Origin of the sequence: Azohydromonas lata NBRC 102462 (genome assembly GCF_001571085.1) — a bacterium.
Classification (GTDB): Bacteria; Pseudomonadota; Gammaproteobacteria; order Burkholderiales; family Burkholderiaceae_C; genus Azohydromonas; species Azohydromonas lata.
The window spans coordinates 1-26,232 of the sequence record NZ_BCTC01000036.1; the positions used below are offsets into that span (position 1 = coordinate 1).

Sequence of the window (26,232 nt, forward strand, 5' to 3'; positions counted from 1 at the left end):
GATGGCGAACATGAAGCCGAAGGCGCCCGCCAGGAACACCACCAGCCCCACCATGGGCGACATCGCGCTGGACAAGCCCGTGGCGATGCCCAGCCACGCGCCGGCCACCGTCGGCACCATGGACAGCGCGAGCAACCAGTACGTGTTGCGCAGCACGCGCTGCTGCTGCGCAGCCACGGCCGACGACGAGGCGGCGCGGGCGTTGATGTCGATGTGCTGAAGGTTCATAGAAGCTCCCAAGACTCGCTGGCCGCCCCGCAGCGAGGGCTGCGGACCGTGGCGGCCATACGTAATCTAAGGACGCTCATCCATCGAAACAATCAGAAGGTTGCGATGGATTTGATCGAAAAAACCTGTGTATCACCAAACTGCCTGCCCTGGGCGCACCGGTGGTCCTCCAAGCTGCGCACAAAACGGGGCAGCTGACCCGATTGATCAGGTTTTTTCGAGTTTTCAGTATAAAACATTCGAATTTACCTGAAGGCAGCGGTTGCCTACATTGCTTGGGCCGCGGCAACCGTGCCGCGGTCCAAGCGCCTCAAGCGCCTCAAGCAACCATGAAAGGGACAGCACAATGCCGCACGACGACATCAACGCGACCCGCGCTCCCGCGTCCAACAGCCCGCAGGCCGCCGCCCGCCTGGTGGCGCTGGCGCTGATCGCCAACGGCGAGATCAAGCCGCAGGAGTGGAGCGCGCTGCACGAGCTGCACGCCCGCGAGGAGCTGGGCCTGGCCGAACAGGACTGGCACGGGGTGCTGCGCGAGCTCTGCCAGGAGCTGCTGGCCTGCACCAACGAGGCCGGCAACTGCCTGGTGGACGCCCACACGCTGCGGCGCTGGCTCTGCGACATCGACGACCCGGCGTTGCAGCAGCGTGTCATGCGCCTGGCCGCCGCCGTGATTGACGCCGACGGCCACGTCGATGCCGGCGAGTCCTTCGTCCTGCGCGGCATGCTGGCGCAGTGGGAGCTGCCCCAGCAGGCGCAGTCCGACGTGGAGCCCCTGCTCTACGGCCTGGACTTCCAGGTGCTGCCGCGCCGCGCGGCCGCTGCGCCGGCCTGACGGCGCCGGCCTTCCCGCTGCGCTTGCGCCCGCGGCTTGCGGGCGCAAGCGCACTCACCCGCCGGACTTTTTCGCGCCCAACGGCGCCCGGCAGACGAAACTGGCCCGCGGCATGCGGGCCGTCCGGCCTACGCAGCCGTCCATAACCACAAAAACCAGCCATGCATGCCCTGCCCCTGGCCATCGTCCTGCCCCTGCTGCTGGGGCCCTTGTGCGCTTGGGCCGGCCCCACTTCCGCCGCGGGCAAGGGGCGCGCGGCTTGGCTGGCGGCGACGCTCACCGCCGCCGCGCTGGCGCTGCTGCTGTCCCAGGCCGGCGCCGTGTTCGGCGGCGCTGCGCCACGCTGGCAATGGCCCTGGGTGCCGGCGCTGGGCCTGAACCTCAGCCTGCGCCTGGATGGTCTGGCGCTGATGTTCGGCGCGCTCATCACGGGCATGGGGCTGCTGGTCATCCTCTACGCGGCCTACTACCTCTCGGCGCAGGACCCGCCGGGCAAGCTCTACGCGCTGCTCATGTTCTTCATGGCGGCCATGTTGGGCGTGGTGCTGGCGGACAACCTGCTGCTGCTGGTGGTGTTCTGGGAGTTGACCAGCCTGTCGTCCTTCTTGCTGGTGGGCTACTGGCGGCAGCGCGCCGAGGCTCGTGCCGGGGCGCGCATGGCGCTCACCGTCACCGGCGCGGGTGGGCTGGCGCTGCTGGCCGGCGTCGTCCTGCTGGGCCAGATGGCGGGCACGTATGAAATTTCGGAGCTGGCGGCGCGGCGCGACGTGATCGTGGGCGACGCGCGCTACCCGCTGGCGCTGGCGCTCATCCTGCTGGGCTGCTTCACCAAGAGCGCGCAGTGGCCGTTTCACTTCTGGCTCCCCGAGGCCATGGCGGCGCCCACGCCCGTGTCGGCCTATCTGCACTCGGCCACCATGGTCAAGGCCGGCATCTTCCTGCTCATGCGGTTGTACCCGGCGTTGGGCGGCACGCTGCTGTTCGAGGCCACCGTGGCGGCCATTGGGCTGCTGACCATGGTGTTTGCCGCCTACGTCGCCGTGTTCCGGCACGACCTCAAGGGGCTGCTGGCCTACTCCACCATCAGCCACCTGGGGCTGATCACCTTTCTCATCGGCCTGAGCAGCCCGCTCTCCGCCGTGGCGGCCGTGTTCCACGTGCTCAACCACGCCACGTTCAAGGCATCGCTCTTCATGACCGCCGGGATCATCGACCACGAGACCGGCACCCGCGACATGCGCCGCTTGGGCGGCCTGCTGCCGCTGCTGCCCTGGACCGCCACGCTGGCCATGGTCGCTGCCGCCGCCATGGCCGGCGTGCCGCTGGCCAACGGCTTCATTTCCAAGGAGATGTTCTTTGCCGAGGCCGCCGACCTGGCCGCCCTGCCCGGCTGGGGGCTGCTGGTGCCGCTGGCGGCCACCCTGGGTGGCGTCTGCTCGGTGGCCTATTCGCTGCGCTTCGTCCACGACGTGTTCTTCAACGGCCCGCCCAAGGAGCTGCCGAATCCGCACCCGCACGAGCCGCCGCTGTTCATGAAGCTGCCCGTGGCGCTGCTGGTGGCGGTGTGCGTGCTGGTGGGCGTGTGGCCGGGACTGCTGGCACCGCTGGTGCAGGTCGCGGCCGCCGCGGTGCTGGGCGCGCCGCCCCCCGAATTCCACCTGACCCTCTGGCACGGCTTCAATCTGCCGCTGCTCATGAGCGGCATCGCGCTGGCCGGCGGCGTGCTCCTGTATTTCCTGCTGCTGCGCCGGTTCGACCTGCACCTGAACCACCCGCGCGGCTGGACCGGGCGGCTGGTGTTCACGCGCGTGATGGAGCGGCTTTTCGCCGCCTGCGCCTGGCTGATCGCTCGGCTCGAAAACGGCTCGCTGCAGCGCTACGTGGCCTGGCTGATGGGCTCGGCCATCGTCCTGGCGGCGTTGCCTTTCCTGGCGGCTGAAGGCGTCTCAGCCGGCTCGCGCCCTCGCCTGGACGCGCCGCTGCCGGCCCTCGTGGCGTGGCTGCTGCTCATCGCCGCGGGCGCCGCCCTGCTGCGTGGCCACCGCGACCGGCTGCTGGCCGTGGTGCTGGTGGGCGTGATCGGCCTGGTGACGGCGCTGGCCTTTCTCGCCCTGTCGGCGCCGGACCTCGCGCTGACGCAACTCGCCGTGGAGCTCGTTTCCACCGTGCTGCTGCTCATGGGGCTGGCGCTGCTGCCGCGCTGGTCGCCGCGCGAGTCCGGCCGGGCGCGGCAGCTGCGCGACGCCGTGCTGGCCGGCACCGGGGGTTTGGGCGTGGGCCTGCTGGCCTGGCTGATGCTCACGCGCGACCACGCCTCCATCGCCTGGTATTTCCTGGCCCAGGCCGTGCCTGGCGGCGGCGGCACCAATGCGGTGAACGTCATCCTGGTGGACTTCCGCGGCTACGACACCTGGGGTGAGATCACCGTGCTGGCCGTGGCCGCCGTGGGCGTGCTGGCGCTGCTCCAGGGTTTCCATGTTCAACGCCCGCCCAAGGACGCCGCAGGCCGCGCCTGGAGTTTCAGTCACCCCCCGCTGCTGCTGCGCAGCGCCGCGCGGCTGGTGCTGCCGCTGGCCTTGGTGGTGAGCGTGTATCTCTTCTGGCGTGGCCACAACCTGCCCGGCGGCGGCTTTGTTGCGGGACTGGTGACGGCGGTGGCGCTGGTGCTGCAGTACATGGCGCGTGGCCAGGCGCGTGCCGAAGCGCTGTTGGGGGCCGCGGGCGGTGCGCGCTACGTGCGATGGATCGCCCTGGGCCTGGCCATCGCCGGGCTCACGGGCGCGGGCGCCTTGGTTTTGGGAGCGCCCTTCCTCACCAGCGCCCACGGCCATCCGCACGTGCCGCTGCTGGGCGAGCTGCCCCTGGCCACTGCTTCGCTCTTCGACCTGGGCGTCTACGTCACCGTGGTCGGCGCGACGCTGCTGACCCTGTCCGTGCTGGGTGCGGCCAGCCGGGAGCGCACGCCATGAACGTCTCCATGGAATTCCTGCTGGCCAGCGGCATAGGCTGGATCACCTGCTGCGGCCTGTGGCTGCTGCTGCGCGGGCGCAGTTTCACGGTGGTGCTGGGCCTGACGCTGCTGGGCTACGCGGTGAACCTTTTCATCTTTGCGAGCGGGCGGCTGTGGCGCGACGCGGCGCCCATCCTGCAAGGCGCCGGCTCCGTTGCCGACCCGCTGCCGCAGGCGCTGGTGCTCACGGCCATCGTCATCGGCTTTGCCACCACGGGGTTCGTGATCGAGCTGGCGCTGCGCAGCCGCCACGACAACGGCAGCGACCATGTGGACGGGCGGGAGCCCGGCGTCGGCGCCGAGCGCAAGGAGCGGCCATGAGCTGGACGGCCCACCTGCCCATCCTGCCCGTGCTGCTGCCCGCGGCCACCGCCGTCGCGCTGCTGGCGCTGGGCGATGCGCGACGGCGTGCCTCGCGCTCACTCTCGCTGTCGTCCACCGCGCTTGGGCTGCTGCTGGCGCTGGCGCTGCTGCGGCAGGCCGACGGCGGCGCGCTGCTGGTGTACCGCTTGGGCGACTGGCCCGCGCCCTTCGGCATCGCGCTGGTGGCGGACCGGCTCTCGGCGCTGATGGTGCTGCTCACCTCCGCCGTGGCGCTGCCCGTTGTGCTTTACGCCGCCACGGCGGGTGCGCCGGCCTGGGACGCGCGCGGGCGCCACTTCCACGCCCTGTTCCAGTTCCAGCTCATGGGGCTCAACGGCGCCTTCGTCACGGGCGACCTGTTCAACCTCTTCGTGTTCTTCGAGGTGCTGCTCATCGCCAGCTACGTGCTCATGCTGCACGGCCTTGGGCGCGAGCGGCTGCGCGCCGGGCTGCACTACGTGGTGCTCAACCTGGCGGCTTCGGCCCTGTTCCTGCTGGGCCTGGCGCTGGTCTATGCCGCCGCGGGCACGCTCAACCTGGCCGACCTGGCGCTGCGCGCGCCGCAGGTGGCGGGCACCGACGCGCGGCTGCTGCAGGCGGGCGCGCTGCTGCTGCTGGTGGTGTTCGCGTTCAAGGCGGCGCTGGTGCCACTGTCGCTGTGGCTGCCGGCCACCTACTCGGCCGCCGGCGCGCCGGTGGCGGCGCTGTTCGCGCTCATGACCAAGGTGGGCGTGTACGCGATCTGGCGTGTGCACGGCGTGGCCTTCGGCGCCGGTGCGGACGGCGCAAGCGGCGCGAGTGGTGCCCATGCCCTGGCGCAGCCGCTGCTGCTGCCCCTGGCGCTGCTGAGCTGCCTGCTGGGCGTGGCGGGCGCGATGGCGGCGCGCACGCTGGCGCGGCTGGTGGCGTGGCTCAACGTGGCGTCGGTGGGGACCGTCCTGGCCGGGCTGGGCCTCCACGGTGCCGCGGCCTGGGGCGCGGCGCTGTTCTACCTGCCGGGCAGCACGCTGGTGGTGGCGCTGCTGTTCCTGCTGGCCGACGTGGTGGGACAGCGCCGCGGCGAGGCGGGCGACGCGCTGGAGCCTGTGCCCGCCGTGCGGCAGCCGGCCTGGCTCGGCGGGCTGTTCCTGTTGGGTGCGGTGTCCATTGCCGGCTTGCCGCCGCTGCCGGGCTTCCTGGGCAAGGTGCTCCTGCTGCAGGCCGCTGCCGGCCACCCGGCCGCCGCGGCGGTGTGGGCCGTGCTGCTGCTCATGGGCTCAGGGGCGCTGATCGCGCTGGCCCGCGCCGGCAGCGTGCTGTTCTGGCAGGCGCAGGAGCCGCCCGCGCCTGCCCGGCCGTCACCGCCGTTCCCGTTGCCGGGCGCGGCGCTGGCGGCCGTGCTGCTGCTGGCCGCGGCGGGCGTGGCCTTGAGCGTGGCGGCGGCACCGGTGCAGCGCTACGCGCGCGCGGCGGCCGAGCAACTGGTGGACGTGGCCGGCTACGCACAGGCCGTGCTGCCGCAAGCCGGCGGCGCGCAGCCGCACAGCACGCGGCCCTACACCGGGCGGGTGGAAGGAGCCCAACCATGAAGCGCTGGCTGCCGCACCCCGTGCTCTCCGCGCTGCTGGCGGCCGTGTGGCTGCTGTTGCAGCAAAGCCTGGCGTTGCCGCAACTGCTCACGGCCGCGGCGCTGGCGCTGCTCGTCCCGCGGCTGCTGCACGGCTTCCTGGGCGAGCCGCTGCGCCTGCGGCGCTGGACCGTGGCGCTGCGCCTGGCCGCGGTGCTGCTGTGGGACATCGTGGTGGCCAACGTGACGGTGGCGCGGCTGGCGCTGTCGCCTCGCGCGCGGCCCAAGCCGGCCTGGGTGCGCGTGCCGCTGCGGCTGCGCCATCCGGGCGGGCTGTCGCTGCTGGCCGGCATGGTGACCATGACGCCGGGCACGGTGTCCTGCGTGGTGGACGAGGCGCGGGGCGAATTGCTGGTGCACGCGCTGGACTGCTTGGACGCGCCGGCGTTGGCTGCAGACATCCAGGCGCGCTACGAGGCGCCGCTGCGGGAGATCTTCGAATGAGTCTGAACGTGCTGGACTGGGCGCTGAACATCGCCCTCGCCGCCGTGGCGCTGGCCATGCTGGCCTGCGGCTGGCGCCTGTTGCGCGGGCCGACGCTGCCGGACCGCATCCTGGCGCTGGACACGCTCACCATCAACGCGGTGGCGCTGGCCGTGCTCTACGGCCTCCAGGCGGGCTCGGCGCTGGCCTTCGAGGCCGCGCTCATCGTGGCGCTGCTGGGCTTCGTTTCGACGGTGGCGCTGGCGCGCTTCGTCACCCGCGGCGACGTGATGGAGTGATGGCGATGGCGACGCTGGATCTGCCCTTGTGGGCTCAATGGCTGGCTGCCGCGCTGCTGGTGCTGGGCGGCGGTTTTACCTTGGTGGGCGCGCTGGGCCTGCTGCGCTTTGGCGACTTCTTCATGCGGCTGCACGCGCCTACCAAGGCCACGACCTTGGGCGTGGGCGGCGTGTTGCTGGCCAGCATGGTGCTCGGTTGGGCGCGGGGGCAGCCGGCGCTGCACGAGCTGCTCATTGCCCTGTTCCTTTTCATCACCGCGCCGGTGTCGGCCCAGCTCATGGCGCTGGCGGCGCTGCACCTGCAAGTGGCGTCAAAGGCCGTTCTGCCGCAGCCGCTGGACAGGGACTGAACGCGCAGCCCCAGAGCGGGCCGGCCGCCTGCCGTTCAAGCCGCCTGGCGCCGGCGCGCCGGCGCCATGGCGTCGGCCTGGTCGGCAGCCTGGAAAAACTCGTTGCGCGCGGTCTGGGTGATGGCCACCACGCAGGGATGGGTGATGCGGCGCTCGACGGAGATGGCAAAGAAATCCTCTTCCACGCCTTCGGCCACCCCCACGCGCTGCACACCGAACTGGGCTTCCACCTCGTCGGCGATCACTCCCGGCGCGGCAAAAAAACCAATGCTGCGGCGGCCGAACTCCTGGATGAGCGCGCTGTCATCGAACTCGCCCACCACGCGCGGGCGCACACCCTGGCTCTGGAACCACGCCCGCAGCCGCTGGCCCACGGCGGAGTCTTCGCCCGGCATGAGCACCGGGGCGCCGTCCAGGCAGCCCGGAAAGTCGCCCGCGTGTTTCAAGCGCAGCGCCGCCGAGGCGAAGAACTGCAGGCCTGAGCTGCCCAAGCGGTGGCTGAAGGCGCGCACGCTCACCGACGAAGGAATGGGGGCGTCGGCGATGACGAGGTCCAGCTTGTGCAGCGCGAGCTCCGCCAGCAACTGCTCCAGCTTCCACTCCCGGCAGACGATGCGCACATCCTCCACCGCGAAGGCCGGCTCCACCAGGTGGTAGGCGATGGCCTTGGGCACGGCGTCGGCCACGCCCACGCGGAATTCCAGCGCCCGCCCGCGCGTGGTGCGCTCGCGCACCGCGGCTTCCAGCTCCGCGCCCATGGCGAAGATGTCCTTGGCGTAGTCCAGCACCATGCGCCCGGTGTCGGTGAGCACGAGCCGGCGCCCGCTGCGCGCGAACAGCGGACTGCCCAAGCGGTCTTCCAGAAGCTGGATCTGGCCGCTGACCGTCTGCGGCGTCAGGTGCAGCAGCTCGCTGGCGCGGGCCACGCTGCCCGCCTCGGCCACCTGCAGGAAGTAGTGGAGGTGCTTGTAGTTCATGAATCCATCATCAGACTTTTCCTACATGCAAGCCCGGTTTAATCGGATTTACGTGAACTTTTCCGCTCTGTAGAGTCTCTCCATCACCATTGACTTCCCTGTTGAGCCTGCTGAATGGAAATCCGAGTGCATGCCGCCTGTGCCCGCGCCGCCGCGCTGGCGGACCACGCCCGCCGTCGCATCCAGTACGTGCTGCGCGCGCGCGAGCACCAAGTGGAGAGCATCGACGTGCGCGTGGGCGACACGCGCAGCCGCCGCGGCCAGCAAGACGGCTACTGCAAGATCCAGCTGAAACTGGCGCATGCCGGCGTCACCACCGTGGTGGACATCGGCAAAGACCTGTACGAAGCCATTGACCGCGCCGTGGACCGAGCTGCCCGCATGGCGATGGAGCGCTTGGCTGGTGCTAGGCCAGCGGCGCTGGCGGCTTGAGCGCTTTGAATTGGACATCAAGTTGGGCGCGCAAGACGCTTGGCCGCTCATCTTGAGTTGACGGCGCGGCGCTTGCCAAGCGGCGCCACCGCGGCAGTGACTGTCCAGGCTCAACCGCCGGACTTCTTTCCCCGCTTTTCCTGTGCCAGCCGCTCGCGCAGGCTTTGGGCCGCCGGACGCATGGGCGTGCGGTGCGCCGTCCAGCCGCCTTGCCAACCCGGCACCAGGGCACGCAGCCGCCCACTGGCGCGCACTGCGCTGCCGTAGACGAGCGGGTGCTCGTTGAGCCAGGCCCAGGTTTTCCAGGCGAGCGCTTCCTTCCAGTCCTTGGCGCTGGCCTGGCCGGCCAGCGGCGCGTGGCCGGCGTGCGGCTCGTGCTTGGCGGCGTGGCGCAGTTGCATGAGCAACTCCGGAATCGGGATGCCCACCGGGCACACCTCGGCGCAGGCACCGCACAGGCTGCTGGCGGTGGGCAGGTCCTGCGTCGGCTCCAGGCCCAGCAGATGCGGCGAGATGATGGAGCCGATGGGGCCCGGATAGGTGGTGCCGTAGGCCAGACCGCCGATGCGCGCATAGACCGGGCAGTGGTTCATGCAGGCGCCGCAGCGGATGCACTGCAGCGTCGGGCGGAAGTCGGCATCGCGGTAGGCCTGGCTGCGGCCGTTGTCCAGCAGGATCAGGTGCTGCTCGCGCGGGCCGTCCAGCTCTCCCTCGCGGCGCGGGCCGCTGATGGCATTGAAGTAGGTCGTCACCGCCTGCCCCGTGGCCGAGCGCGTGAGCAGGCTGAAGAGGGGCAGCACGTGCTCCCAGCGCTCCACCACCTTCTCTATGCCGGTGATGGCGATGTGCACGTCCGGCACCGTGGTGCACATGCGGCCGTTGCCCTCGTTTTCCACCAGCACCAGCGTGCCGGTGTCGGCCACCATGAAGTTCACGCCGGAAACACCGATCTTCGCGTCGCGAAACTCGTTGCGCAGCACACGGCGGCCAATGGCGATGAGCTCGTCCACGTCCTCGGTGTAAGGCGTCTCGGGGATGCGCTCGCTGAACAGCGCGGCGATCTGCTCCTTGGTCTTGTGAATGGCCGGCATGATGATGTGGCTGGGCCGCTCGCCGGCGAGCTGGACGATGTACTCGCCCATGTCCGACTCCAGGCAGCTCACGCCCTGCTCGGCCATGCGGTGGTTCAGCTCGATCTCCTCGCTGACCATGGACTTGCCCTTGATCATCCGGTCCGCGCCATGTGCGCGCGCCAGCGCCAGGAAGATGGCGTTGGCCTCGTCCGGCGTGGATGCCCAATGCACCTTCACGCCGCGCTCGGTCAGGCGCTGCTCCAGCCGCTCCAGCAGGTCCGGCAACTTCGACAGGCTGTAGCGGCGAATGGCTTCGCCGACGTGGCGCAGCGCGTCGAAGCTTGCGTGGTCACCGAAATGGGACGCGCGCTTGGCCTGCAGGAAGTCCATCGCGCTTCTGAAACTGCGGCGCAAGTGGGCGTCGTCCACGGCCTCGCGCGTGCGGGTTTTGAATGCACGCGGGTCCACGAAGTGCATGGGGGCTTCGGCAGCAGCGGTGGGCGCGTCGGCGGGCATGCGGCTGGCGCTCATTGCGGCTCCTTGGCGACGTGCAAATCGTTGACGAGGACAATGACCAACTCCTTGGGCCCGTGGGCGCCAAAGGCCAGCACCTGCTGTATGTCGGCCGTCTTGGATGGGCCGGTGACCAGCAGCAAGTTGGTGGGCATGTCGCTTTGCTGCAACGTGACGGCCGCCATGGCCGCCGGCAGGCCCGGGTAGAGGCGGCTGGCGTGCAGCACCGCCACGTGCAGCGGCGGCACCAGCGACAGCGTGCGCGGCTCGGCCGAGTTGGGCCGCAGGATGAGCGTGCCCGTGTCGGCAATGCCGGCTTCAGCGGCGGTGATGCCGGCGTCCACGGCATCGAACAGCTCGGCCTTCCACTGCTGCAGCGGGGCGTCGAAGCGGCGCACGTGCAGCCCGTCCAACGCGGTGTCCAGCCCCGGCTGCAGCGGGCTGGCCGCACCCACGGCCACGCGCGTGCAGCCGCGCTGCGCCAGTGCCTGGTTCACGACGCGCGGCCAGCCGGTTTCATTGGCATGCAGCACTTCGGCACGCCAGCCCTTGGCGGCGGCTTCAAAAGGTGCGATGAGCGTGGCCGGGTCCACGCGAGGGCCGCGGCTGCCGCGCCCGTAGGGGCCATCCAAGTAAGGCGACAAATCCGGCGCCGGCTGCGCCGTGGCCGGCGCCGATGCGCGCAACGCGCCCAGGATCGCGGCACGTGCGCCGTGGGTATCAGGAAAATTCATTGCCAGCTGCTCCGCCGCGTCAATCCGTGACTTGTTGGGCCGCATCGTCAGCACCCAGGCGTTCGCGTACGAAGCTGGCCAGGTGCACGCAGCGCGGCAGTCGCTCGCCCGTGGCGCGGCGTTTTTCGGCGGCGTGGTGCATGTTGAGCAGGCAACCGCAATCGGCGCTCACCAGCACGTCGGCGCCGCAGTCGCGGATGCTGTTGAGCTTGTCGTGGACCATGGCGCCGGAGATGGCGGGATGGCGCGCCGAGAAGGTGCCGCCAAAGCCGCAGCACTCGGCCACGCGCGCCTGCTCGACGATTTCCACGCCCGGCAGCGCGCGCAGCAGTGCCTGGCTGGGCTCATGCGTGCCCATCTCGCGTCGAGCCGAGCAGGAGGTGTGCAGCGCCACTTTCAAGCTCAAAGGCGCGGTGGCGGCAACATCAGCGGGCGCCACCTCGGCCAGGCCCAGCACGTCGCGCGCAAAGGCGCTGAACTCCACCACCCGCTGCGCGACGGCTTGGGCGCGCGCGGCCAGCGCCGCATCGTCGGCAAACAGGCGCGGCCAGTGGTGGACCATCATTCCCGCGCACGAGCCGGACGGGACGACGATGGGCCAGGGCTCGGGGAACAACTCCAACTGCGCCAGCGCCACGCGGCGGGCCTCGTCGGTGTAGCCGCTGGTGTAGGCCGGCTGCCCGCAGCAGCTCTGGGCCTGGGAGAAATCCACTTCCACGCCGGCGCCGCGCAGCAGCGCGATGGCATCCATCCCGGCCTGTGGCGCCATCACATCGACCAGGCAAGTGGAAAAGAAGTAGACCCGCTGCGGTCGAGATTGCCCTGGCGGCGTGCTGCTGTACATCGAAATCCCTCTTCATTGCCGTAACGGCCTGTTTCTCGGCGCGCTTGCGGCTTACAACCCATGGCCGCTGCCCAAAGACCGCGACCTGGCGCACTGCACCCCCCGGAATGCGGTAGCCGGCGCCAGTGTAGAAGCGGCGAGCTGCCATACCGCCAATGGCCCACCGTCTCGCTGTCCCAAGGGTTTGGACAAAATTTCGGCGGTAGATACAAGTCGCAACATTATTCGCTGCGTATCTATTTTGAAACGATGGCGCTAGCTTGTTGCAGGAACCCCTGTTTGCGGGTTCGCACAGCATGTGATTTCGGGACAAAAATTCACACACACAGAGGTTGTCAGTTCAAAACCTCGGGGAGAAAAACAGAGCGTCCTGAGCTATTGCACATCCCGTGCAGGCTCCAGAGAGGGATCCAGCAATACCGGATTTGAGGGGCACACCTGCCGTAACCAAACGATACTGAAGTTTCGGCTTGTGTGATTATTCGTTGGCATTTTCATTCAACAGCCCGCCTTTTGCAGTGCGGCTGCTGCTTGCACGTGCTCAAACAAAAGGCAAACGTCCATGCCCATCAGCGAAAACGTCAAGCTTGGCCAAAAGGTGCAAATATTCCAGCCAACGCTGGTAAATCTATACGGCTGTAGCATTGGCGACGAAACAAAAATAGGCGCCTTCGTCGAAATACAAAAGAATGTCACTGTGGGCGCACGCTGCAAAATTTCCTCCCACACCTTTGTTTGCGAAGGCGTGGATATCGAGGAAGAAGTGTTCATAGGCCACGGGGTCATGTTTACCAATGACATATATCCCCGCGCCACCAATCCTGACGGCGGTTTGCAGACCGAAGCCGACTGGAAAGTCGAGCCCACCTATATCAAGCGCGGTGCCTCCATAGGCAGCAATGCCACCATTGTCGCGGGCATCACCATTGGAGAAGGGGCCTTGGTGGGGGCCGGAGCCGTGGTGACCAAGGACGTACGCCCCTATGCCATCGTGGCGGGCGTTCCGGCCCGCGTCGTCGGCGACACGCGCGAAGTCAAGAAAAAATAAATACGGCGAAACCAAGTATTTCGTTGTCAACCGCTTCAACTGCAAACCCTTGGGCAAACTGAATGGCGTTCTCATGCATGCGCTGTCCAATCTGGGGTCATCGTTCACACTGACGGGGAAATCAACATGATCAATATTGGTGTCATTGGGTATGGGTATTGGGGGCCCAACCTGGTCCGCAATTTTGCGGAAACGCCAGGGCTCAATGTCGCATCGGTGTCCGACCTGGACCAAGCCAAGCTGGAAATTGTTCGCAAGCGCCACGCCTGCAATACGACAACCAATTTCAGAGACCTGTTGGACGATACGTCCATTGATGCCATCGCCATCGCCACGCCGGTCAATACGCATTACGACCTTGCCATGGCGGCACTCAAGGCCGGCAAGCACGTTTGGCTGGAAAAGCCGATGACGGAGACTTCCGAACAGGCGCGCCGCCTGGTGGAGGAAGCGGACAAGCGAAATCTCACGCTGATCGTCGACCACACGTTCATCTACACCGGTGCGGTGCGCAAGATGGGCGAAATCATTCGCGCTGGCGAGCTGGGCAAGATTTATTACTACGACTCGGTGCGCGTGAATCTGGGACTTTTCCAGCGCGACGTGAGCGTGATTTCCGATCTCGCCGTGCACGACTTTTCCATCTTGGACTACCTGCTTGGCGAGCATCCCGTGGCCGTGACGGCCAGCGGCATGAACCACTTCCCCGGCACGCCGGAAAACCTGGCCTACGTCACGCTGTTCTACGACTCCGGAATCATTGCCCACGCCAACGTGAGCTGGCTGGCGCCAGTGAAGGTCAGGCAAATCCTGATCGGCGGCAGCAACAAGATGATCACCTACGACGATCTGGAGCCCAGCGAAAAGATCAAGGTCTATGACAAGGGTGTGAGTTTCACCGACGACCCCCACCAGATCCGCGAAATGCGCATCGGCTACCGCACCGGTGACATGTGGGCACCCAAGCTCGCGGTGTCCGAGGCCTTGCGGGTCGAAAGCGAGCATTTCGTTGACTGCATCAACAACAAGCGCGCGCCCATGACGGATGGACGCTTGGGCGTGCGCGTCGTTGAACTGATCGAGGCCGCCAACCGCTCCATGCGTTGCCGCGGCGACACCGTCACCATCCCGAAGCGAGGCTGAACACCATGGTTCCTTTTGTCGATCTCAAGGCGCAATACCGTTCCATCAAGGACGAAGTCAACGCAGCCATCCTGGGCGTCATCGAGCGCTGCGAATTCACGCTGGGCAGCGAGGTCGCCGCCTTCGAAAAGGAATTCGCGGCCTATTGCCAGGTCGAACATGGCATAGGCGTGAACACGGGCACGAGTGCGCTGCACCTGGCCTTGCTCGCCGCCGGCGTGGGCCCGGGCGATGAAGTCATCACCGTGCCCTTCACCTTCGTGGCCACGGTCTCAGCCATCGACTACACGGGCGCCAAGCCGGTGTTCGTGGACATCGATCCCAAGACCTTCACGATGGACGTCAACGCCATCGAGGCGGCCATCACCGACAAGACCAAGGCCATCATCCCGGTGCACCTGTACGGCCAGACGGCCGACATGGACCCCATCCTGGAAATCGCCCGCAAGCGCGGCCTGGTCGTGATCGAGGACGCCTGCCAAGCCCATGGCGCCGAGTACAAGGGACGCCGCGCCGGCAGCATGGGCCACATGGGCTGCTTCAGCTTCTATCCCGGCAAGAACCTGGGTGCCTACGGCGAAGGCGGCATGGTGGTGACCAACAGCCCCGACTTCACCCGCACCATCCGCATGCTGCGCGACTGGGGCGCCGAGAAGAAGTACCAGCATGTGCTCAAGGGCTACAACTTCCGCCTCGAAGGCATACAGGGTGCGGTGCTGCGCGTGAAGCTCAAATATCTGGAGGCCTGGACGGAAGCCCGTCGCGCCGCCGCCGCCCGCTACGACCAGTGGTTTGCCGACAGCAACGTGCCCACGCCTTACGTGCGCCCGGATGCGCGCCACGTCTACCACCTCTATGCCATCCGCACGCAGCACCGCCAGGCCTGGCAGGACACGCTGCTGGCCCAGGGCATTCAAACGGGCATCCACTACCCCACGCCGGTGCACCTGCTGCCTGCCTTCGCGGATCTGGGCTACGAAGCCGGGCAGTTCCCGCATGCGGAAGCCGCCGCGCGCGAGGTGCTGTCGCTGCCCATGTTCCCCGAGCTGACGGCAGCCCAAGGCGAGCAGGTGGCGCAGGCGGTGCTGGCCCTGGCCTCGTCGGCGGACGCGCCGGCCGATGCGCCCGCAGCCACCGTGGCCTGAAAAGGAGTGATCACGATGGCCACCGAGTCCACCGCGGAGCCCTCGGCGCAGCCGCTGCTGATCTTCCCGTACAACGGCAATGGTCTCGAAGCGCTGGATTGCCTGGGCGATGCCTGGCGGCTCGTGGCCTTCGTGGACGACACGCCTGAGAAGCAGGGGCATGACCGCCACGGCTGTCTGGTCACGGGGCGCGACGCCTTGCAGCGTTTCCCCGACGCCCGCGTGCTGGCGGTGCCCGGCGGCCCGGCCTCCTATCGGGCCCGCCGCCAGGTGGTGCAGGCGCTGGACGTGCCGCCGCAGCGGCTGGCCACCGTCATACACCCCAGCGCGCGCGTCTCGCCGCTGGCCACGATTGGGCGCAACGTGCTCATCATGGCCGGCGTCGTGATCACCAGCAACGCCGTCATCGGCGACCACGTGGTGGTGCTGCCCAACACCGTCATCCACCACGACGCGCGCATCGGTGACTGGTGCCTCATAGGCTCCAACGTCACCATCGCCGGCAGCGTCACCTTGGGCGAGAACTGCTACGTCGGCAGCGGCACCAGCATCATGAACGGCCTGGACGTCGGCGCGGGCAGCCTGCTGGGGCTGGGCAGCAACGTCATACGCAGCGTCGCCGCCGGCACCTGCGTGGCCGGTAACCCGGCCAGGAGCCTGCACGCCTGAACGCTTGAGCTTTCCACCCACGGGGAACCCGGCATCGACAGTCGCCGGCGCGCGCTGCAGCGCAAAGTTCCTCTCTTGAGCCCGCCGGCGCCGTCTGCCCGGCGGGCCTTTTTTGGTCCTGCACCGCCGGGTCGGACGGCTTGGCGGCCCCGGCGGTGTGCCCCGCGGCCGCACTCTGCTGTCAGGGCAGCGTGATGGTCACGTGCGCCGACTGCGGCGCGAGCTGCACGACGTCGGCGTAGCGCGCCAGGTCCTGCTCCGTGGCGTAGTCCAGGTGCAGCCGCAACCCGGCAAAGGCCCCCAGCGCCAGCACGGCGAACACCACCCCCATGGCCCACAGCGGCAGCTCGCTGCGCAGCTTGTGCACCACATGGTCCGGCGCGGCCCAATGCGGCGCGAACGGCGTGCGCCGCCCCTGCAGGTGCACGATCTCGTCGCCTAAGCGCGCCGTCAGGTAGTCCAGCTTCTCCGCACCCTCCAGCACGTAGCGCCCCTTGAAGCCCAGCAGCAGGCACATGTGGAAGGCTTCCAGCACTTCCAGCCGTGCTGCTCCCTCGCGGCGTAGGCTCTCCAGCCGTTCGAAGAAGCGTTCGCCGGCCATGTGCTCGCCGAACAGCTCCAACTGCAGCGGGCGGCATTCCCATTCGCCGCGCAATGGCAGCGCGGACTCCAGCACCACCTCGTCCAGCAGCGCGCAAAAGGCAAAGCGCGCCTGCGCCACGTCGGCCGCCGTGATGGACAGCCGCTGCGCCCCGCGCTCCACGCCCGCCAGGAACTGCCGTACCTGCTCGCGAAAGGCCGCGCCGTCGGCCGGTTCATGCCCGTTGCGCAGCAAAAACACCATGTAGAAGCCCGGGTGCAGCAAGTGCGCCAGGCTGCGCGCCTCCTCGGCGGGCGCACTGGCCGCGGGCGGGCGCCGTCTCGGGGTCACGAGCGAAGGGGCGTGCGCATCGTTCATGTCCAGTCTCCAGTCACGGTAAATGCCGGGAACGCCGCCATGCCGGCTCACTGTCCGTCGTTGAGCGCGAACAGCTCCAATTCCAGTTGTGCCAGCCCGGCCGGCGCGTACAGCATCAGCGTGCGTGACTGCAGCATGCGTTCGTACAGCGGCCCGCGCGGCTCCAGCGCGAAGTACAGCGCTCCAGGCCGCACCGGAATGGCCGGCGGCACTTGCGGCGCGTGCTCCAGTCGCACGCCCTGCAGGGCCGACAGGACGAGCTTCTCCACGTCGTCCGCCGCCCCCAGTTTCATCAGCTGCGGGACGAGCTGCACCAGCTCCGTGGCCGGCAGCGCCGCGCGCACGCCCAGGAACAGCCGAGTGTTGGCGTCTATCTTTTGCGACTCCAGCCGCGCCTGGTGGTAGGAGCTGCGCAGCTCCTGCAGCGCGATGGCGAAGCAGCGCGTGGAGATCACCGTCTCCAGCAGCTTGGACACGATGCCGTCCAGCATCTCGAACGGCTGCTGCGGCGCCTCGTGCCGGTAGGCCGGCAGCTCGCCCAAGTGGTGCGTGCGCGAGAAGGTCATGAGCGCGCCGGCAAGCTCCAGCAGCCGCTCGAACAGCCGCTCCGGATGCAGCAGCGGATGCTGGTGCAGGTGCGACAGCGCCGCGAACGCCGCGTTGCAGGTGTGCAGCAGCCAGAACGAGGCGATGTCGCCGGAGCGGAATTCGATGACGTGGCGCGAGGGCTCCCGGTGCAGCCCGTACAGCGCCTGCACCTTGGCCTGCAGGACCTCCAGCAGCCGCCTGAGCAGAGCCTGCAGCGCCGGTGCAGCCTGCAGCGACAGGCTGGGCGGCACGAAGCCCTCGTCCAGCTCGAAGCCGCCCGTGCCCTGGCGACGCAGCCGCAGCAGCGGCAGGCTGGCCAGGTGGTGGCGCGGCTCGCCTTCCAGCACCACGCGAGCCCGGCGGCGCAGCGTGGCCAGCGGCGCCTCCACGGCCTCGGTGAACCAGTCGGCCGCCGGCGCCTCGTGCTGCACGAAGCGCGCACCGCCGTCCTCGCCCAACGCGTCGCGGCTGAAATTGCCGCTGGCCGCACGCATGGGCGCCAGCGTGAGGTGGACCTCGGCCTGTGACACCCCGGGCGGCAAGCCGGCCAGCGACAGCGGCGCGGGCAGCTCGTCGTCGCGCGGCGCCGAATACAGGTCGCCGTCGGGAAAGATGGCCTGCAGCGCCGTGATGCGCAGCATCCCGGCCGACAGCGCCTGCGTGTCCACCTGGAGCTGGCGCAGCCCCCAGCTGTACGGATGCAGCGCCCGCGCCACTTCCGCCAGCCTGCCCTCGTGGTAAGCGTCCTGGCGTTGGAAATGCTGGGGCCGCAGGAATAAACCTTCACCCCACAGAATCTTGGCCGATGAAATCATGGCGGTCTGGAAATTGAAGTGGTGAAAAGAAAAGATGCGGTCGCGGTTCACGCCACGGTAGAGGAAACCGGGAAATTAATGATGCTGAACCATCAGCCGTTATTTATTCCGGACCTCCGTCGCAGCGCACACCGGCCACGCGCGTGAGTTCCGGGGGCATGCCTAAAGCTTGGCCCGTGGCCACGCTGATGGCACATCCGTGCAAACCCAGGGTAATGGAAGGAATAGGGGAAACGGCCGTGGCAGGTGGAACATCAAAAATTGCACGCCAGCGCTGCGGCGACGGTGACCGAAACAGAGCCACTACCGCAATAAACCGGACATTGGGCTCCAGGGTCTCCACCACCTCATAACGCTGGCCCGGCAGAAAAACCATCTCCCGGGTTTCGGCGATATCGGCAGCAAAGCTTCCAAAATCGGCAACCTGGGTCCTGGAAAATGCCGTGTAGGGCATTTGCTCAAATATCGAGCGGTCCTTGAGCTTGTAGAGCCTGAGCACCACCGGCAGCGAGGCACCCGCAGCACTGAGGTTGAGCACCTGCGCTGCATGCACACGCAGCGTTACACGGTTGGTAGCTTTTTGAGGCGGTGTGGGCTGCGCACGAGACGCGTCATCCGTTGTTGCCGCCATTGACGCCCGCTGTAGGCTCACCATGCCCAAAGCCTGGTCCAGCAGCCCGTTTCCTTGGTGCGTGCTCGTGGCACAGCCTTGCAGTGCCGCACTGCCCAATGCCAACAGCAGGCTCCACAGGTCTTGACGCAGTCGCCCCGGCTTGGGCTTGGCACTGCCCGCCTGGGCCAACCGGTCAGCCCCGACGTCCGCAAACGAGTGCTTGGTACGGCGCTTCAACGTAAGCATAGGTTCCGTCCGTTCTTCTCTTCCTGGCCGCGCCGATCGTGCATGAGCACACGCAGCAGGCCAACCGAACACCCCCCGGACCCCCCTTTTGTAAGCGGATGGAACTTTCCCCATGTACATGCAACCGATTTTTGGTCTGCAATGCGACTCACCCACCGCAATATGGCGCGGTGGCGTGCAGTGGCGGCGATTCATGGGCCGCTTTTTCGAAAGCCGTCGAAGTTTCACAACCATTACCGCGGAGGAAAACTCGGCATGGAACTCTTTTGTCTGCTTCGCTCGCCCCAGGGAAACAATTCGAGCCGCATCCATGCATTGCCGGCTTCCAAATATTGGCGTGCCCTGGCCGGTGCCGGATTGGCCTTGATGCTCACGGCGTGCGCCTCCAACCAGAATGTCGCGAGCAAGCCGCCCGAGCCCGCGCCTCAAATGGTGTCCATGGAGGAATGGATGGCCCGCGCCCGGCTGGCCGCCACGGAGGGAAATCCCGAGAAAGGCCGAGCCGCCTACCGTGCCGCCGCACAAGACTATCCCGGCGAAAAACTGCCCTGGCTGAAATTAGCCGAGGATTATTTCAATGCACAGGATTACGGCAATGCCGTCATCGCCGCGCAGGAGGTGCTGCAGCGCGACATGCAGGACCACTTCGCCCACAGCGTGCTGGTCGTGAGCGGATTGCGGCTGACGGCCGGCTCATTGGTGGCCCTGCGCCAGGACGGCAACCTGCCCGTGGGCTCGCGCGATGAGGCCATCTCTGTGGCCCGCGCCCTGCGCGACACCTTGGGAGCCGCCTCGCTGCTGCCGCCCGCCCCGCCCGCCAACGCCCCGCGTCCGCGCAAGCCCACGGCTGCGCCCGGCGCGGCCACCACCACAGCCGTCACGCCCGCATCGGTGGCTGCCACGGCCATCCCTGCCACGTCGGCCGCGCGCGGCGCCCAACGCAGCCCCGCCCAAGCCACCGGCACGATCGCGGTGCCCGGCGTCGTACCCACCGTGTCCACGCCTGCCGCCCCTCAAGCGCCCGCCAAGGCTCCCGCCGCAAGCCCCTTCGACAAGCTGAAGTAAGCGGCGCCACGCACCTCAACCATCGCCAGGGAGGAACCCCATGTCCAGAAAAGACAGCGTGCAAAAACGGCTGCTGAGCACCCGGCCGCCGCGCGTGCAACTCACTTACGACGTACAGGTGGGCGACGCCACCGAGCAAAAGGAATTGCCCTTCGTCGTTGGCGTGCTGGGAGATTTCGCGGGCACGCCGGACCCGCAGGCGCCGCCCTCACGGCTGAAGGACAGGAAATTCGTCAACGTCGATCTGGATACGCTGGACGACGTCATGGCCGGCATGAATCCACAGGCCTCCTTCCGCGTTCAAAACCGGCTTTCACCGGAGGGCGGTGAATTCGCGGTCAATTTGCAGTTTCGCGCCATGGAGGATTTCAGACCGGAATCCGTGGTCCAGCAGGTGGAGCCGCTGCGCCGCCTGCTGGAAGCGCGCACCCGTCTTTCGGATCTGCGCAATAAATTGGCAAGCAACCACAAGTTGGACGATATTTTGTCCGACGTGCTCTCCAATACCGAAAAGCTCCTGCGCTTGGGCGCGGAAACTTCTTCCAACCAGGAGTGAACCCCATGGCCGAGCTTGCAACAGCCCCCACACTCGCCGCGCTGGCGGTGCCGGTCGAGGACACCGGTTTACTCCACCAGATCATCGAGCAAAGCCGCATGGCCCGCTCTGAAATGGAGCGTCACCGCGCCTGCGACTTGATTGCCGAATTGGTCCGCGAAGTCATGCAGGGCACGATGGTCATGTCCGAAAACCTCGGCGCCACGCTGGACGCACGCATTGCAGAATTGGATGCGCTGATTTCCGAGCAGCTCAGCGAGGTGATGCATCACCCCAAATTTCAAAAGCTCGAATCCAGTTGGAGCGGCCTGAGCTACCTTTGCCGCCAGACTTGCACCGGCAAGGGCATGAAAATCCAGGTGCTGCACGCGACCAAGAAGGAATTGATCAAGGATTTCAAATCCGCCATAGATTTCGACCAGAGCACGCTGTTCAAGAAGGTGTATGAGGAGGAATTCGGTACCTTTGGCGGCGCACCCTATGGCGCTCTCATTGGCGACTTCGAATGCACGCGCCAGGCCGAGGATATGTATTTCGTCGAGCAGATGTCCCACGTGGCCGCGGCGGCGCATGCGCCCTTCATTTGTGCCGCCTCGCCGGAGCTGCTGGGCCTGGACTCGTTCACCGATCTGGGCAAGCCCAGGGATTTATCCAAGATATTCGACACGGTGGATTACGCGCGTTGGCGCTCGTTCCGGGAATCCGAGGACGCGCGCTACGTGGGCCTGGCACTGCCGCGTTTTCTGGGACGGCTGCCGTTCGATCCCCGCGACGGCAGCACGGTCGAAGGTTTCAATTTTGTCGAGGACGTGGACGGCAGCGACCACGGCAAGTACCTGTGGATCAACGCCGCCTACGCCCTGGGCGCGCGCCTGACCGCCGCCTTCGAGAAGCACGGCTGGTGCGCCGCCATACGCGGCGTGGAAGGCGGCGGGCTGGTCGAGGACTTGCCCGCCCATACCTTCAAGACCGACGACGGCGAAGTCGCCCTCAAATGCCCCACCGAAGTCGCCGTCACCGACCGGCGCGAAAAGGAATTGAGCGACTTGGGTTTCATGCCCTTGGTCCACTGCAAGAATACCGATTACGCCGCCTTTTTCGGTACCCAGTCCGCACAAAAGCCAAGAAAATACGGCAGCGATGCCGCCAATGCCAACGCGATATTGTCGGCACAATTGCAGTATATTTTCAGCATCTGCCGAATTGCACATTATTTAAAGGCCATGATGCGCGACAAGATCGGCAGTTTTGCATCGGCGCGCAACGTGGAGGAATTTCTCAACCGCTGGCTGCGGCAATATGTGGTGGAAGACGACAACGCCACCCAGGAAACCAAGGCCACCTATCCGTTGCGCGAGGCCAACGTCCAGGTTTCTGAAATTCCAGGACGGCCCGGCGTGTACAGGGCCGTCTCGTTCATACGTCCCCATTTTCAGCTCGATGAACTGTCAGTGTCGTTGCGGCTGGTCGCCGAGCTGCCTCCGTCCCAAAAGGGATAACCTAGCCAGGGAGAGTATGCTGCCATGAAAGACATTTACTTGAAATTCGTCGGTGCCTCCGAACTGCAGGGCGACAGTACCGACACGGCCCACCCCCATGAAATAGAAATTACCTCCTTCCACCAGCTCATCACGCAGCCCAAATCCTCCACCGCCTCCACGGCGGGTGCGCATACCTCGGAGCGCACGGAAATCGGCGAGCTGATTTTTACCAAGGACATTGACCGCTCAACCGCCAAGCTCAACCGCGCCTGCGCCGCCGGCACGGTGTATCCCAAGGTATTTATCACCTTTTATCGTGCCTATGGCGGCAAGAATGCCACCGCCACCTCGCAAACCCGGGTGGACTATTACAAAATCGTGTTGGACGACGTGGTGGTGTCGTCGGTGGGAACCGAGATTGCCAATGGTGAGCTGCCCATGCAGCGCTTCGGATTGAAGTGCAGCAAGATCACCTGGGAATACAAGCAGCACAAAATGGACGGCTCTTCCGCCTCCACCGGCATCGCTGGTTGGGATTTGGCGCGCAATATCGCCGTCTGACATTTGAGCTGCGGTGGGCCGGCATATGCCGGAATATCTCGGCATATGCCGGCAGGGCGGGCTTGCCTTGCGTTTTCACCACGCCCACCGCGTTTATTGCGCTTGTTGCGCCCACCTCGCGCCCCATGCCATGAACCAATTCGTTCCCTCGTTGCTGGACAAGCTGTTGGGCAGCGCCGGCGCTCCGGCCGGCAGCGGCACGGCGCCGGGCCTGAGCCTTGCGCAGGTCAAGGCGGCAGTCGCGCGCGACATCGAGACGCTGCTCAATGCCCGCCGTGGTCCCCTGTGCGCGGCACTGGCCGCACACCCGCGCGCCGCGCGCTCGCTGCTGGGTTTTGGGCTGGCCGACATCAGCGTCGCCAGTTTGGCCAGCGACCGGGACCGCGCCCGCATCGTGGATGCCATCGCCCAAGCGCTGCGCAACCACGAACCGCGCCTGACCGAGGTGCAGGTCAGCGTGCGCGACGCCACCCTGCCCGGCAGCGGCCTGTGCTTCTCCATACACGCCCAACTGCGGCTGTCGCCCTGCGTCGAGCCCGTGGCCTTCGACGCCGTGCTGCACCCGGGCTCGCAGCGCTGCGCCGTGTCCAGCAGCGCACGCGGCGCTGCCGCCTGAACCAGCTGCCCCATGCGCAGCCTGTTGCCCTACTACGAACGCGAGCTGGCGCTGCTGCAGGAGCACGCCGGTGCCTGGGCCCGCCGCTATCCCCGCATCGCCGCCCGTCTCCTGCCCCCTGAGGATGCGCCGCAGGACCCGCATGCGCAGCGCCTGGTGCAGGCCTTTGCACTGCTGACCGCGCGCAGTCACAAGCGGCTGGACGACGACCTCCCCCTCTTTGTCGAAGCGCTGCTGGAGCTGCTGCATCCGCAGCTGCTGCGCCCCTTCCCGGCCTGCTCCATCGCCCAATTTGAATTGGGAGCCGCCGTGGACCGCCTGGAGCGCCCTCAAGGTGTGCCCCGCGGCACGCTGCTGGACGCACGGCCCACCCGCGGCGTGGCCTGCCGCTTCGCCACCACGGCGCCGCTGCAGCTGCTGCCACTGCGTGTGGCTGGCGTTTCCTTCAGCGCCGGCTCGGCACTGCCCGCCGTCTGGCCACTGCCGGCCGGGGCCAGTGCGCTGCTGAGCCTGCGCCTAGACTTGGGTGCGGCCGTGCCGCATTGGGCCGCGCTCACCGGCGCACCGCTGCGCCTGTTCCTGGACGGCGAGCCTTCCCTGGTGACGCTGCTGCGCGAGACGCTCAGTGCCCGCGTGGTCGCCACCCTGGTGCGCGGCGGCGCGCAGGCGCCGTGGATGGCCGACGTCCAGGCGCGCCCGCGCCTGCCGGGGCTGGAGGAGGACGAGGCGCTCATCCCCGCCGACCCCCGCTGCCCGCCGGAATCGCGCCTGCTCACCGAGTACTTCGCCTTCCCCGAGAAATTCAACATCCTGGAAATCCCCTGGCCCGCGGCGGCGCGGCACTGCGGCGGCCGCACGCTGGAGCTGGGTTGGGCGCTGGCCGGCGTGGGCGCCGACGGCGACGCGGCGCGGCTGCTGGCTTTGGCCAGTGCGGCCAACTTCCTCACGGGCTGCGTGCCCGTCATCAACCTCTTTCCCCGCCAGGCCGAGCCCATACGGCTCACCCACACCCGCAGCACCTACACCGTGCTGGCCGACGCCCGCGCCGCCGCGCAGCACGAGGTCTATGCCGTGGACCGCGTCTGCCGCGTGCGTCGCACGGCGCAGGGCCAGACTGTTGAAGCCATCACGCCGCTGTACGGCCTGCCCGCCCAAGCGCTGCTGCACGGCGGGGCGGGCCCCCGCCCGCACTGGTGGACACAGCGCAGCGCCGCCATGGCCGAGCTCTGCCCCGGTCACGAGACGTCCATAGGCCTGGCCGATCCGCTGCGCGACGCGGCGGCCGAACAGGCCGAGACGCTGTCCATCGCACTGCGCGCCACCCACCGCGAGCTGCCCTGCCGGCTCAGCATCGGCAATCCCGGCGGCGACCTGTGGCTGGCCGCGGCCGGGGCGCAGGCGCGGCACGGCGAGGCGGGCCCTGGTGGCGAAAGCGGCGAAGGTGGGGATGGCGATGAAGGTGGCGAAGGTGGCGCGCCCGCGTGGCAACACGTCCGGCTGCTGCGCAAGCCCACGCCGCCGCGCCGCGTGGAACTGCGGCGCGAGGGTCCCTGGCGGCTCATCACGCTGCTGAGCCTGCAGCGCCAGGGCCTGGCCGTGGGCGGGCTGCAGGCGCTGCGCGCCCTGCTGCGCCTGCACGACCTGTCGCGCGGCGCCGCGGCGCGCCAGATGCTGGATGGCCTGCTGGGCCTGGAGCTGCGCGACGCCCATGCCGCCATGCCCGGCATGCCCTTTTCCGGGACGGTGCGTGGCGTGGACCTTGACCTGCGTGTGGACGAGGCCTGTTTCATCGGCAGCGGCCTGCACCTGTTTGCGCAGGTGCTGGCCCGCACGCTGGGCCAGCAGGCCCAGCTCAACAGCTTCACCCGGCTGCGCCTGCTGTCGGCGCGCACGGGCACGGTGCTGGTGGAGTGCGCGCCGCGCAGCGGCGATGAGGCGCTGCAATGAAGCCCGCACCGGACGCCGCGACCCTGCTCTCCAACCCGCCCGCGCCCCGCGCGGTGCTGCCCGCGGCGCTGGCGCGGCTGCTGCGCCAGCCGCAAGCCTTCGAGTTCCACCAGGCGGTGCGGCTGGCCACGCACTGGCTAGACGGACAGGGCGCGGCGCAGCGCCCGGCGCTGCGGTTTCGCAACGGCAACTCGATGGCTTTCCCGGCCAGCGAGCTGCAGGCGCTGGAGCTGGAGCTGGAGCTTGGGCCGGACGGCGCCGATGGCGCGCCGGCCGCGTTGCGGCGGCTGAGCTTCACGCCGGCCTTCATGGGGCTGTTGGGCACGGCCGGGGCCCTGCCGGCGGCCTACGGCGAACAGCTCGCCGCGCACGAGGCGCAGCACCGCGATCCGGCCGCGCGTGGCTTCCTGGACGTCTTCCAGCACCGCGCTGTGTCGCTCTTCCACGGCAGTTGGCGCAAGCACCGCCTGCCCCTGCAAGTTGAAACCCCCGGTGGCGGCGACCGCACGCTGTCCCTGGTGCTCGGCTTGGGCGGTCTGGCATCGGCGCGACCGCACCCGAGCTTCCATGGCGCCGTCCCGTCCACCGTGCTGGCCCACTACGCCGGGTTGCTGCAGCGTCCGGCTGCCGGCGCGGCACAACTGCAGCGCGTGCTGGCCGATTGCTTGGGCGTGCCGGTGCGCATCCGGCAGTTCGCGGGCCGCTGGTGCGTGCTGCCGGCCGATAGCCGCTGCCGCTTGGGCAGTCCCCAGGCCGTGCTGGCCGGGGGCGCCGTGTTGGGCGAGCGCACCTGGCAGCGCGAGCTGCGGCTGCGCCTGGTGCTGGGCCCGCTGGAGGCGGCGCAGCACGGCGGCTTCCTGCCCAACGGTGCGGGGGCGACGGCGCTGCGCGAGCTGCTGGCGCTTTCCAGCGGCACCAGCCTGGAATGGGAAGTGCGCCTGCGGCTGCACCCCACAGCCGTGGCCCGCGCCCGCTTGGGCGGCGCGGGCGAAGACGCTGCCACGCGGCTGGGTTTCAACAGCTTCCTGCTCTCGCAGCCCAGCGCGGCGCAGCGCGAGGAAACGGTTTACGAGCTGCACACCTGCGCCGCCTGA

At 67.9% G+C, this 26,232-nt stretch carries 26 protein-coding genes and 1 pseudogene; 19 read left to right on the forward strand and 8 right to left on the reverse strand.

Features of this window, described 5'->3' with window-relative positions; all coding sequences use genetic code 11:
* Nucleotides 1-228, reverse strand: a pseudogene (locus tag ALA01S_RS14195) (BAX inhibitor (BI)-1/YccA family protein); the annotation flags it as partial.
* A gap of 346 nt (nt 229-574) precedes the next feature.
* Between ALA01S_RS14195 and ALA01S_RS14200 the strand changes: the two are divergent.
* The 7 genes from ALA01S_RS14200 (at nt 575) to ALA01S_RS14230 (ending at nt 7,114) form a co-directional block, all read left to right on the forward strand.
* Entirely contained in the window at nt 575-1,063 is a 489-nt protein-coding gene (locus ALA01S_RS14200; protein WP_066337473.1) for a tellurite resistance TerB family protein, read from the forward strand.
* Between the two features lie 161 nt (nt 1,064-1,224).
* Nucleotides 1,225-4,032: a monovalent cation/H+ antiporter subunit A gene (locus ALA01S_RS14205; RefSeq protein ID WP_066337475.1), complete on the forward strand. Its 2,808-nt coding sequence runs from the start codon at nt 1,225-1,227 to the stop codon at nt 4,030-4,032.
* Nucleotides 4,033-4,040: 8 nt separating this feature from the next.
* Nucleotides 4,041-4,394: a Na+/H+ antiporter subunit C gene (locus ALA01S_RS14210; protein ID WP_218011473.1), complete on the forward strand. Its 354-nt coding sequence runs from the start codon at nt 4,041-4,043 to the stop codon at nt 4,392-4,394.
* Nucleotides 4,391-6,004 carry a monovalent cation/H+ antiporter subunit D gene (locus tag ALA01S_RS14215; protein WP_066337478.1) on the forward strand — a complete coding sequence of 538 codons (1,614 nt, stop codon included), beginning with the start codon at nt 4,391-4,393 and terminating at the stop codon, nt 6,002-6,004. The genes ALA01S_RS14210 and ALA01S_RS14215 overlap by 4 nt, the downstream gene beginning before the upstream one ends.
* A complete protein-coding gene (locus ALA01S_RS14220) occupies nt 6,001-6,486 on the forward strand; it encodes a Na+/H+ antiporter subunit E (RefSeq protein ID WP_066337480.1) in 486 nt (161 codons plus the stop codon). The genes ALA01S_RS14215 and ALA01S_RS14220 overlap by 4 nt, the downstream gene beginning before the upstream one ends.
* Nucleotides 6,483-6,764 carry a K+/H+ antiporter subunit F gene (locus ALA01S_RS14225; protein WP_169805922.1) on the forward strand — a complete coding sequence of 94 codons (282 nt, stop codon included), beginning with the start codon at nt 6,483-6,485 and terminating at the stop codon, nt 6,762-6,764. The genes ALA01S_RS14220 and ALA01S_RS14225 overlap by 4 nt, the downstream gene beginning before the upstream one ends.
* Before the next feature lie 5 nt (nt 6,765-6,769).
* Nucleotides 6,770-7,114, forward strand: a complete 345-nt coding sequence (locus ALA01S_RS14230) for a Na+/H+ antiporter subunit G (RefSeq protein WP_066337481.1) — start codon at nt 6,770-6,772, stop codon at nt 7,112-7,114.
* Between the two features lie 35 nt (nt 7,115-7,149).
* Here the strand turns inward: ALA01S_RS14230 and nhaR are convergent, their stop codons facing one another.
* The gene (gene nhaR / locus ALA01S_RS14235; protein ID WP_066337482.1) at nt 7,150-8,091 is read right to left on the reverse strand and encodes a transcriptional activator NhaR; all 942 of its coding nucleotides are present in this window, start codon (nt 8,089-8,091) and stop codon (nt 7,150-7,152) included.
* Nucleotides 8,092-8,205: 114 nt separating this feature from the next.
* Between nhaR and ALA01S_RS14240 the strand changes: the two genes are divergently transcribed.
* Complete coding sequence (locus ALA01S_RS14240; RefSeq protein ID WP_157119002.1) at nt 8,206-8,523, forward strand: HPF/RaiA family ribosome-associated protein; 318 nt, start codon at nt 8,206-8,208, stop codon at nt 8,521-8,523.
* 110 nt (nt 8,524-8,633) lie between these two features.
* Here ALA01S_RS14240 and ALA01S_RS14245 read toward each other — a convergent pair whose 3' ends face one another.
* From ALA01S_RS14245 to ALA01S_RS14255, 3 genes are read right to left on the reverse strand one after another with little or no spacing between them, the layout of a single operon-like run.
* The gene (locus ALA01S_RS14245) at nt 8,634-10,127 is read right to left on the reverse strand and encodes a LutB/LldF family L-lactate oxidation iron-sulfur protein (RefSeq protein WP_157119003.1); all 1,494 of its coding nucleotides are present in this window, start codon (nt 10,125-10,127) and stop codon (nt 8,634-8,636) included.
* Entirely contained in the window at nt 10,124-10,843 is a 720-nt protein-coding gene (locus ALA01S_RS14250; protein WP_066337484.1) for a LutC/YkgG family protein, read from the reverse strand. Before ALA01S_RS14250 ends, ALA01S_RS14245 begins: the two co-directional genes overlap by 4 nt.
* Before the next feature lie 19 nt (nt 10,844-10,862).
* Nucleotides 10,863-11,687, reverse strand: coding sequence for a (Fe-S)-binding protein (locus tag ALA01S_RS14255; protein WP_066337486.1), 825 nt, complete (start codon nt 11,685-11,687; stop codon nt 10,863-10,865).
* Nucleotides 11,688-12,249: 562 nt separating this feature from the next.
* Between ALA01S_RS14255 and ALA01S_RS35335 the strand changes: the two genes are divergently transcribed.
* From ALA01S_RS35335 to ALA01S_RS14275, 4 genes are all read left to right on the forward strand, one after another.
* Complete coding sequence (locus ALA01S_RS35335) at nt 12,250-12,735, forward strand: acyltransferase (protein ID WP_066337487.1); 486 nt, start codon at nt 12,250-12,252, stop codon at nt 12,733-12,735.
* Nucleotides 12,736-12,861: 126 nt separating this feature from the next.
* Nucleotides 12,862-13,878 carry a Gfo/Idh/MocA family protein gene (locus tag ALA01S_RS14265; protein ID WP_066337488.1) on the forward strand — a complete coding sequence of 339 codons (1,017 nt, stop codon included), beginning with the start codon at nt 12,862-12,864 and terminating at the stop codon, nt 13,876-13,878.
* Nucleotides 13,879-13,883: 5 nt separating this feature from the next.
* Nucleotides 13,884-15,023 (forward strand): DegT/DnrJ/EryC1/StrS family aminotransferase, encoded by a 1,140-nt coding sequence (locus ALA01S_RS14270; protein WP_066337490.1) that lies wholly within the window; start codon nt 13,884-13,886, stop codon nt 15,021-15,023.
* Between the two features lie 15 nt (nt 15,024-15,038).
* Entirely contained in the window at nt 15,039-15,692 is a 654-nt protein-coding gene (locus ALA01S_RS14275; RefSeq protein ID WP_066337529.1) for a NeuD/PglB/VioB family sugar acetyltransferase, read from the forward strand.
* Between the two features lie 181 nt (nt 15,693-15,873).
* Here the strand turns inward: ALA01S_RS14275 and icmH are convergent, their stop codons facing one another.
* The 3 genes from icmH to tssJ form a co-directional block, all read right to left on the reverse strand.
* Entirely contained in the window at nt 15,874-16,650 is a 777-nt protein-coding gene (gene icmH / locus ALA01S_RS14280; protein ID WP_066337494.1) for a type IVB secretion system protein IcmH/DotU, read from the reverse strand.
* 47 nt (nt 16,651-16,697) lie between these two features.
* Complete coding sequence (gene tssK, locus ALA01S_RS14285; protein WP_066337530.1) at nt 16,698-18,053, reverse strand: type VI secretion system baseplate subunit TssK; 1,356 nt, start codon at nt 18,051-18,053, stop codon at nt 16,698-16,700.
* A gap of 103 nt (nt 18,054-18,156) precedes the next feature.
* On the reverse strand, nt 18,157-18,912 hold the full coding sequence (gene tssJ / locus ALA01S_RS31790) for a type VI secretion system lipoprotein TssJ (protein ID WP_169805923.1): 756 nt from the start codon (nt 18,910-18,912) through the stop codon (nt 18,157-18,159).
* A gap of 141 nt (nt 18,913-19,053) precedes the next feature.
* Between tssJ and ALA01S_RS14290 the strand changes: the two genes are divergently transcribed.
* From ALA01S_RS14290 to tssG, 7 genes are all read left to right on the forward strand, one after another.
* Nucleotides 19,054-19,977 (forward strand): tetratricopeptide repeat protein, encoded by a 924-nt coding sequence (locus tag ALA01S_RS14290; RefSeq protein WP_169805924.1) that lies wholly within the window; start codon nt 19,054-19,056, stop codon nt 19,975-19,977.
* Between the two features lie 40 nt (nt 19,978-20,017).
* Nucleotides 20,018-20,533, forward strand: coding sequence for a type VI secretion system contractile sheath small subunit (tssB, locus tag ALA01S_RS14295; RefSeq protein WP_066337497.1), 516 nt, complete (start codon nt 20,018-20,020; stop codon nt 20,531-20,533).
* Between the two features lie 5 nt (nt 20,534-20,538).
* A complete protein-coding gene (tssC, locus tag ALA01S_RS14300; protein WP_066337499.1) occupies nt 20,539-22,032 on the forward strand; it encodes a type VI secretion system contractile sheath large subunit in 1,494 nt (497 codons plus the stop codon).
* Nucleotides 22,033-22,056: 24 nt separating this feature from the next.
* Complete coding sequence (locus tag ALA01S_RS14305; RefSeq protein WP_066337501.1) at nt 22,057-22,575, forward strand: Hcp family type VI secretion system effector; 519 nt, start codon at nt 22,057-22,059, stop codon at nt 22,573-22,575.
* 130 nt (nt 22,576-22,705) lie between these two features.
* The gene (gene tssE / locus ALA01S_RS14310) at nt 22,706-23,191 is read left to right on the forward strand and encodes a type VI secretion system baseplate subunit TssE (RefSeq protein WP_066337502.1); all 486 of its coding nucleotides are present in this window, start codon (nt 22,706-22,708) and stop codon (nt 23,189-23,191) included.
* A 12-nt stretch (nt 23,192-23,203) separates the two neighbouring features.
* On the forward strand, nt 23,204-25,138 hold the full coding sequence (gene tssF, locus ALA01S_RS14315) for a type VI secretion system baseplate subunit TssF (protein WP_066337503.1): 1,935 nt from the start codon (nt 23,204-23,206) through the stop codon (nt 25,136-25,138).
* On the forward strand, nt 25,135-26,232 hold the full coding sequence (gene tssG, locus ALA01S_RS14320) for a type VI secretion system baseplate subunit TssG (protein ID WP_066337504.1): 1,098 nt from the start codon (nt 25,135-25,137) through the stop codon (nt 26,230-26,232). Before tssF ends, tssG begins: the two co-directional genes overlap by 4 nt.

Excerpts from the sequence above, each read along its gene's own strand:
- ALA01S_RS14245 (WP_157119003.1), bottom strand. The coding sequence starts at position 10,127 with ATGAGCGCCAGCCGCATGCCCGCCGACGCGCCCACCGCTGCTGCCGAA.
- ALA01S_RS14230 (WP_066337481.1), top strand. The coding sequence starts at position 6,770 with ATGGCGACGCTGGATCTGCCCTTGTGGGCTCAATGGCTGGCTGCCGCG.
- ALA01S_RS14275 (WP_066337529.1), top strand. The coding sequence starts at position 15,039 with ATGGCCACCGAGTCCACCGCGGAGCCCTCGGCGCAGCCGCTGCTGATC.
- tssG (WP_066337504.1), top strand. The coding sequence starts at position 25,135 with ATGAAGCCCGCACCGGACGCCGCGACCCTGCTCTCCAACCCGCCCGCG.
- ALA01S_RS14270 (WP_066337490.1), top strand. The coding sequence starts at position 13,884 with ATGGTTCCTTTTGTCGATCTCAAGGCGCAATACCGTTCCATCAAGGAC.
- nhaR (WP_066337482.1), bottom strand. The coding sequence starts at position 8,091 with ATGAACTACAAGCACCTCCACTACTTCCTGCAGGTGGCCGAGGCGGGC.
- tssK (WP_066337530.1), bottom strand. The coding sequence starts at position 18,053 with ATGATTTCATCGGCCAAGATTCTGTGGGGTGAAGGTTTATTCCTGCGG.
- ALA01S_RS14210 (WP_218011473.1), top strand. The coding sequence starts at position 4,041 with ATGGAATTCCTGCTGGCCAGCGGCATAGGCTGGATCACCTGCTGCGGC.
- tssB (WP_066337497.1), top strand. The coding sequence starts at position 20,018 with ATGTCCAGAAAAGACAGCGTGCAAAAACGGCTGCTGAGCACCCGGCCG.
- ALA01S_RS14305 (WP_066337501.1), top strand. The coding sequence starts at position 22,057 with ATGAAAGACATTTACTTGAAATTCGTCGGTGCCTCCGAACTGCAGGGC.
- ALA01S_RS14265 (WP_066337488.1), top strand. The coding sequence starts at position 12,862 with ATGATCAATATTGGTGTCATTGGGTATGGGTATTGGGGGCCCAACCTG.
- tssC (WP_066337499.1), top strand. The coding sequence starts at position 20,539 with ATGGCCGAGCTTGCAACAGCCCCCACACTCGCCGCGCTGGCGGTGCCG.
- tssE (WP_066337502.1), top strand. The coding sequence starts at position 22,706 with ATGAACCAATTCGTTCCCTCGTTGCTGGACAAGCTGTTGGGCAGCGCC.
- icmH (WP_066337494.1), bottom strand. The coding sequence starts at position 16,650 with ATGAACGATGCGCACGCCCCTTCGCTCGTGACCCCGAGACGGCGCCCG.
- tssJ (WP_169805923.1), bottom strand. The coding sequence starts at position 18,912 with ATGCTTACGTTGAAGCGCCGTACCAAGCACTCGTTTGCGGACGTCGGG.
- ALA01S_RS14255 (WP_066337486.1), bottom strand. The coding sequence starts at position 11,687 with ATGTACAGCAGCACGCCGCCAGGGCAATCTCGACCGCAGCGGGTCTAC.
- ALA01S_RS14290 (WP_169805924.1), top strand. The coding sequence starts at position 19,054 with ATGCGACTCACCCACCGCAATATGGCGCGGTGGCGTGCAGTGGCGGCG.
- ALA01S_RS14205 (WP_066337475.1), top strand. The coding sequence starts at position 1,225 with ATGCATGCCCTGCCCCTGGCCATCGTCCTGCCCCTGCTGCTGGGGCCC.
- ALA01S_RS14250 (WP_066337484.1), bottom strand. The coding sequence starts at position 10,843 with ATGAATTTTCCTGATACCCACGGCGCACGTGCCGCGATCCTGGGCGCG.
- ALA01S_RS14240 (WP_157119002.1), top strand. The coding sequence starts at position 8,206 with ATGGAAATCCGAGTGCATGCCGCCTGTGCCCGCGCCGCCGCGCTGGCG.
- ALA01S_RS35335 (WP_066337487.1), top strand. The coding sequence starts at position 12,250 with ATGCCCATCAGCGAAAACGTCAAGCTTGGCCAAAAGGTGCAAATATTC.
- tssF (WP_066337503.1), top strand. The coding sequence starts at position 23,204 with ATGCGCAGCCTGTTGCCCTACTACGAACGCGAGCTGGCGCTGCTGCAG.
- ALA01S_RS14200 (WP_066337473.1), top strand. The coding sequence starts at position 575 with ATGCCGCACGACGACATCAACGCGACCCGCGCTCCCGCGTCCAACAGC.
- ALA01S_RS14215 (WP_066337478.1), top strand. The coding sequence starts at position 4,391 with ATGAGCTGGACGGCCCACCTGCCCATCCTGCCCGTGCTGCTGCCCGCG.
- ALA01S_RS14225 (WP_169805922.1), top strand. The coding sequence starts at position 6,483 with ATGAGTCTGAACGTGCTGGACTGGGCGCTGAACATCGCCCTCGCCGCC.
- ALA01S_RS14220 (WP_066337480.1), top strand. The coding sequence starts at position 6,001 with ATGAAGCGCTGGCTGCCGCACCCCGTGCTCTCCGCGCTGCTGGCGGCC.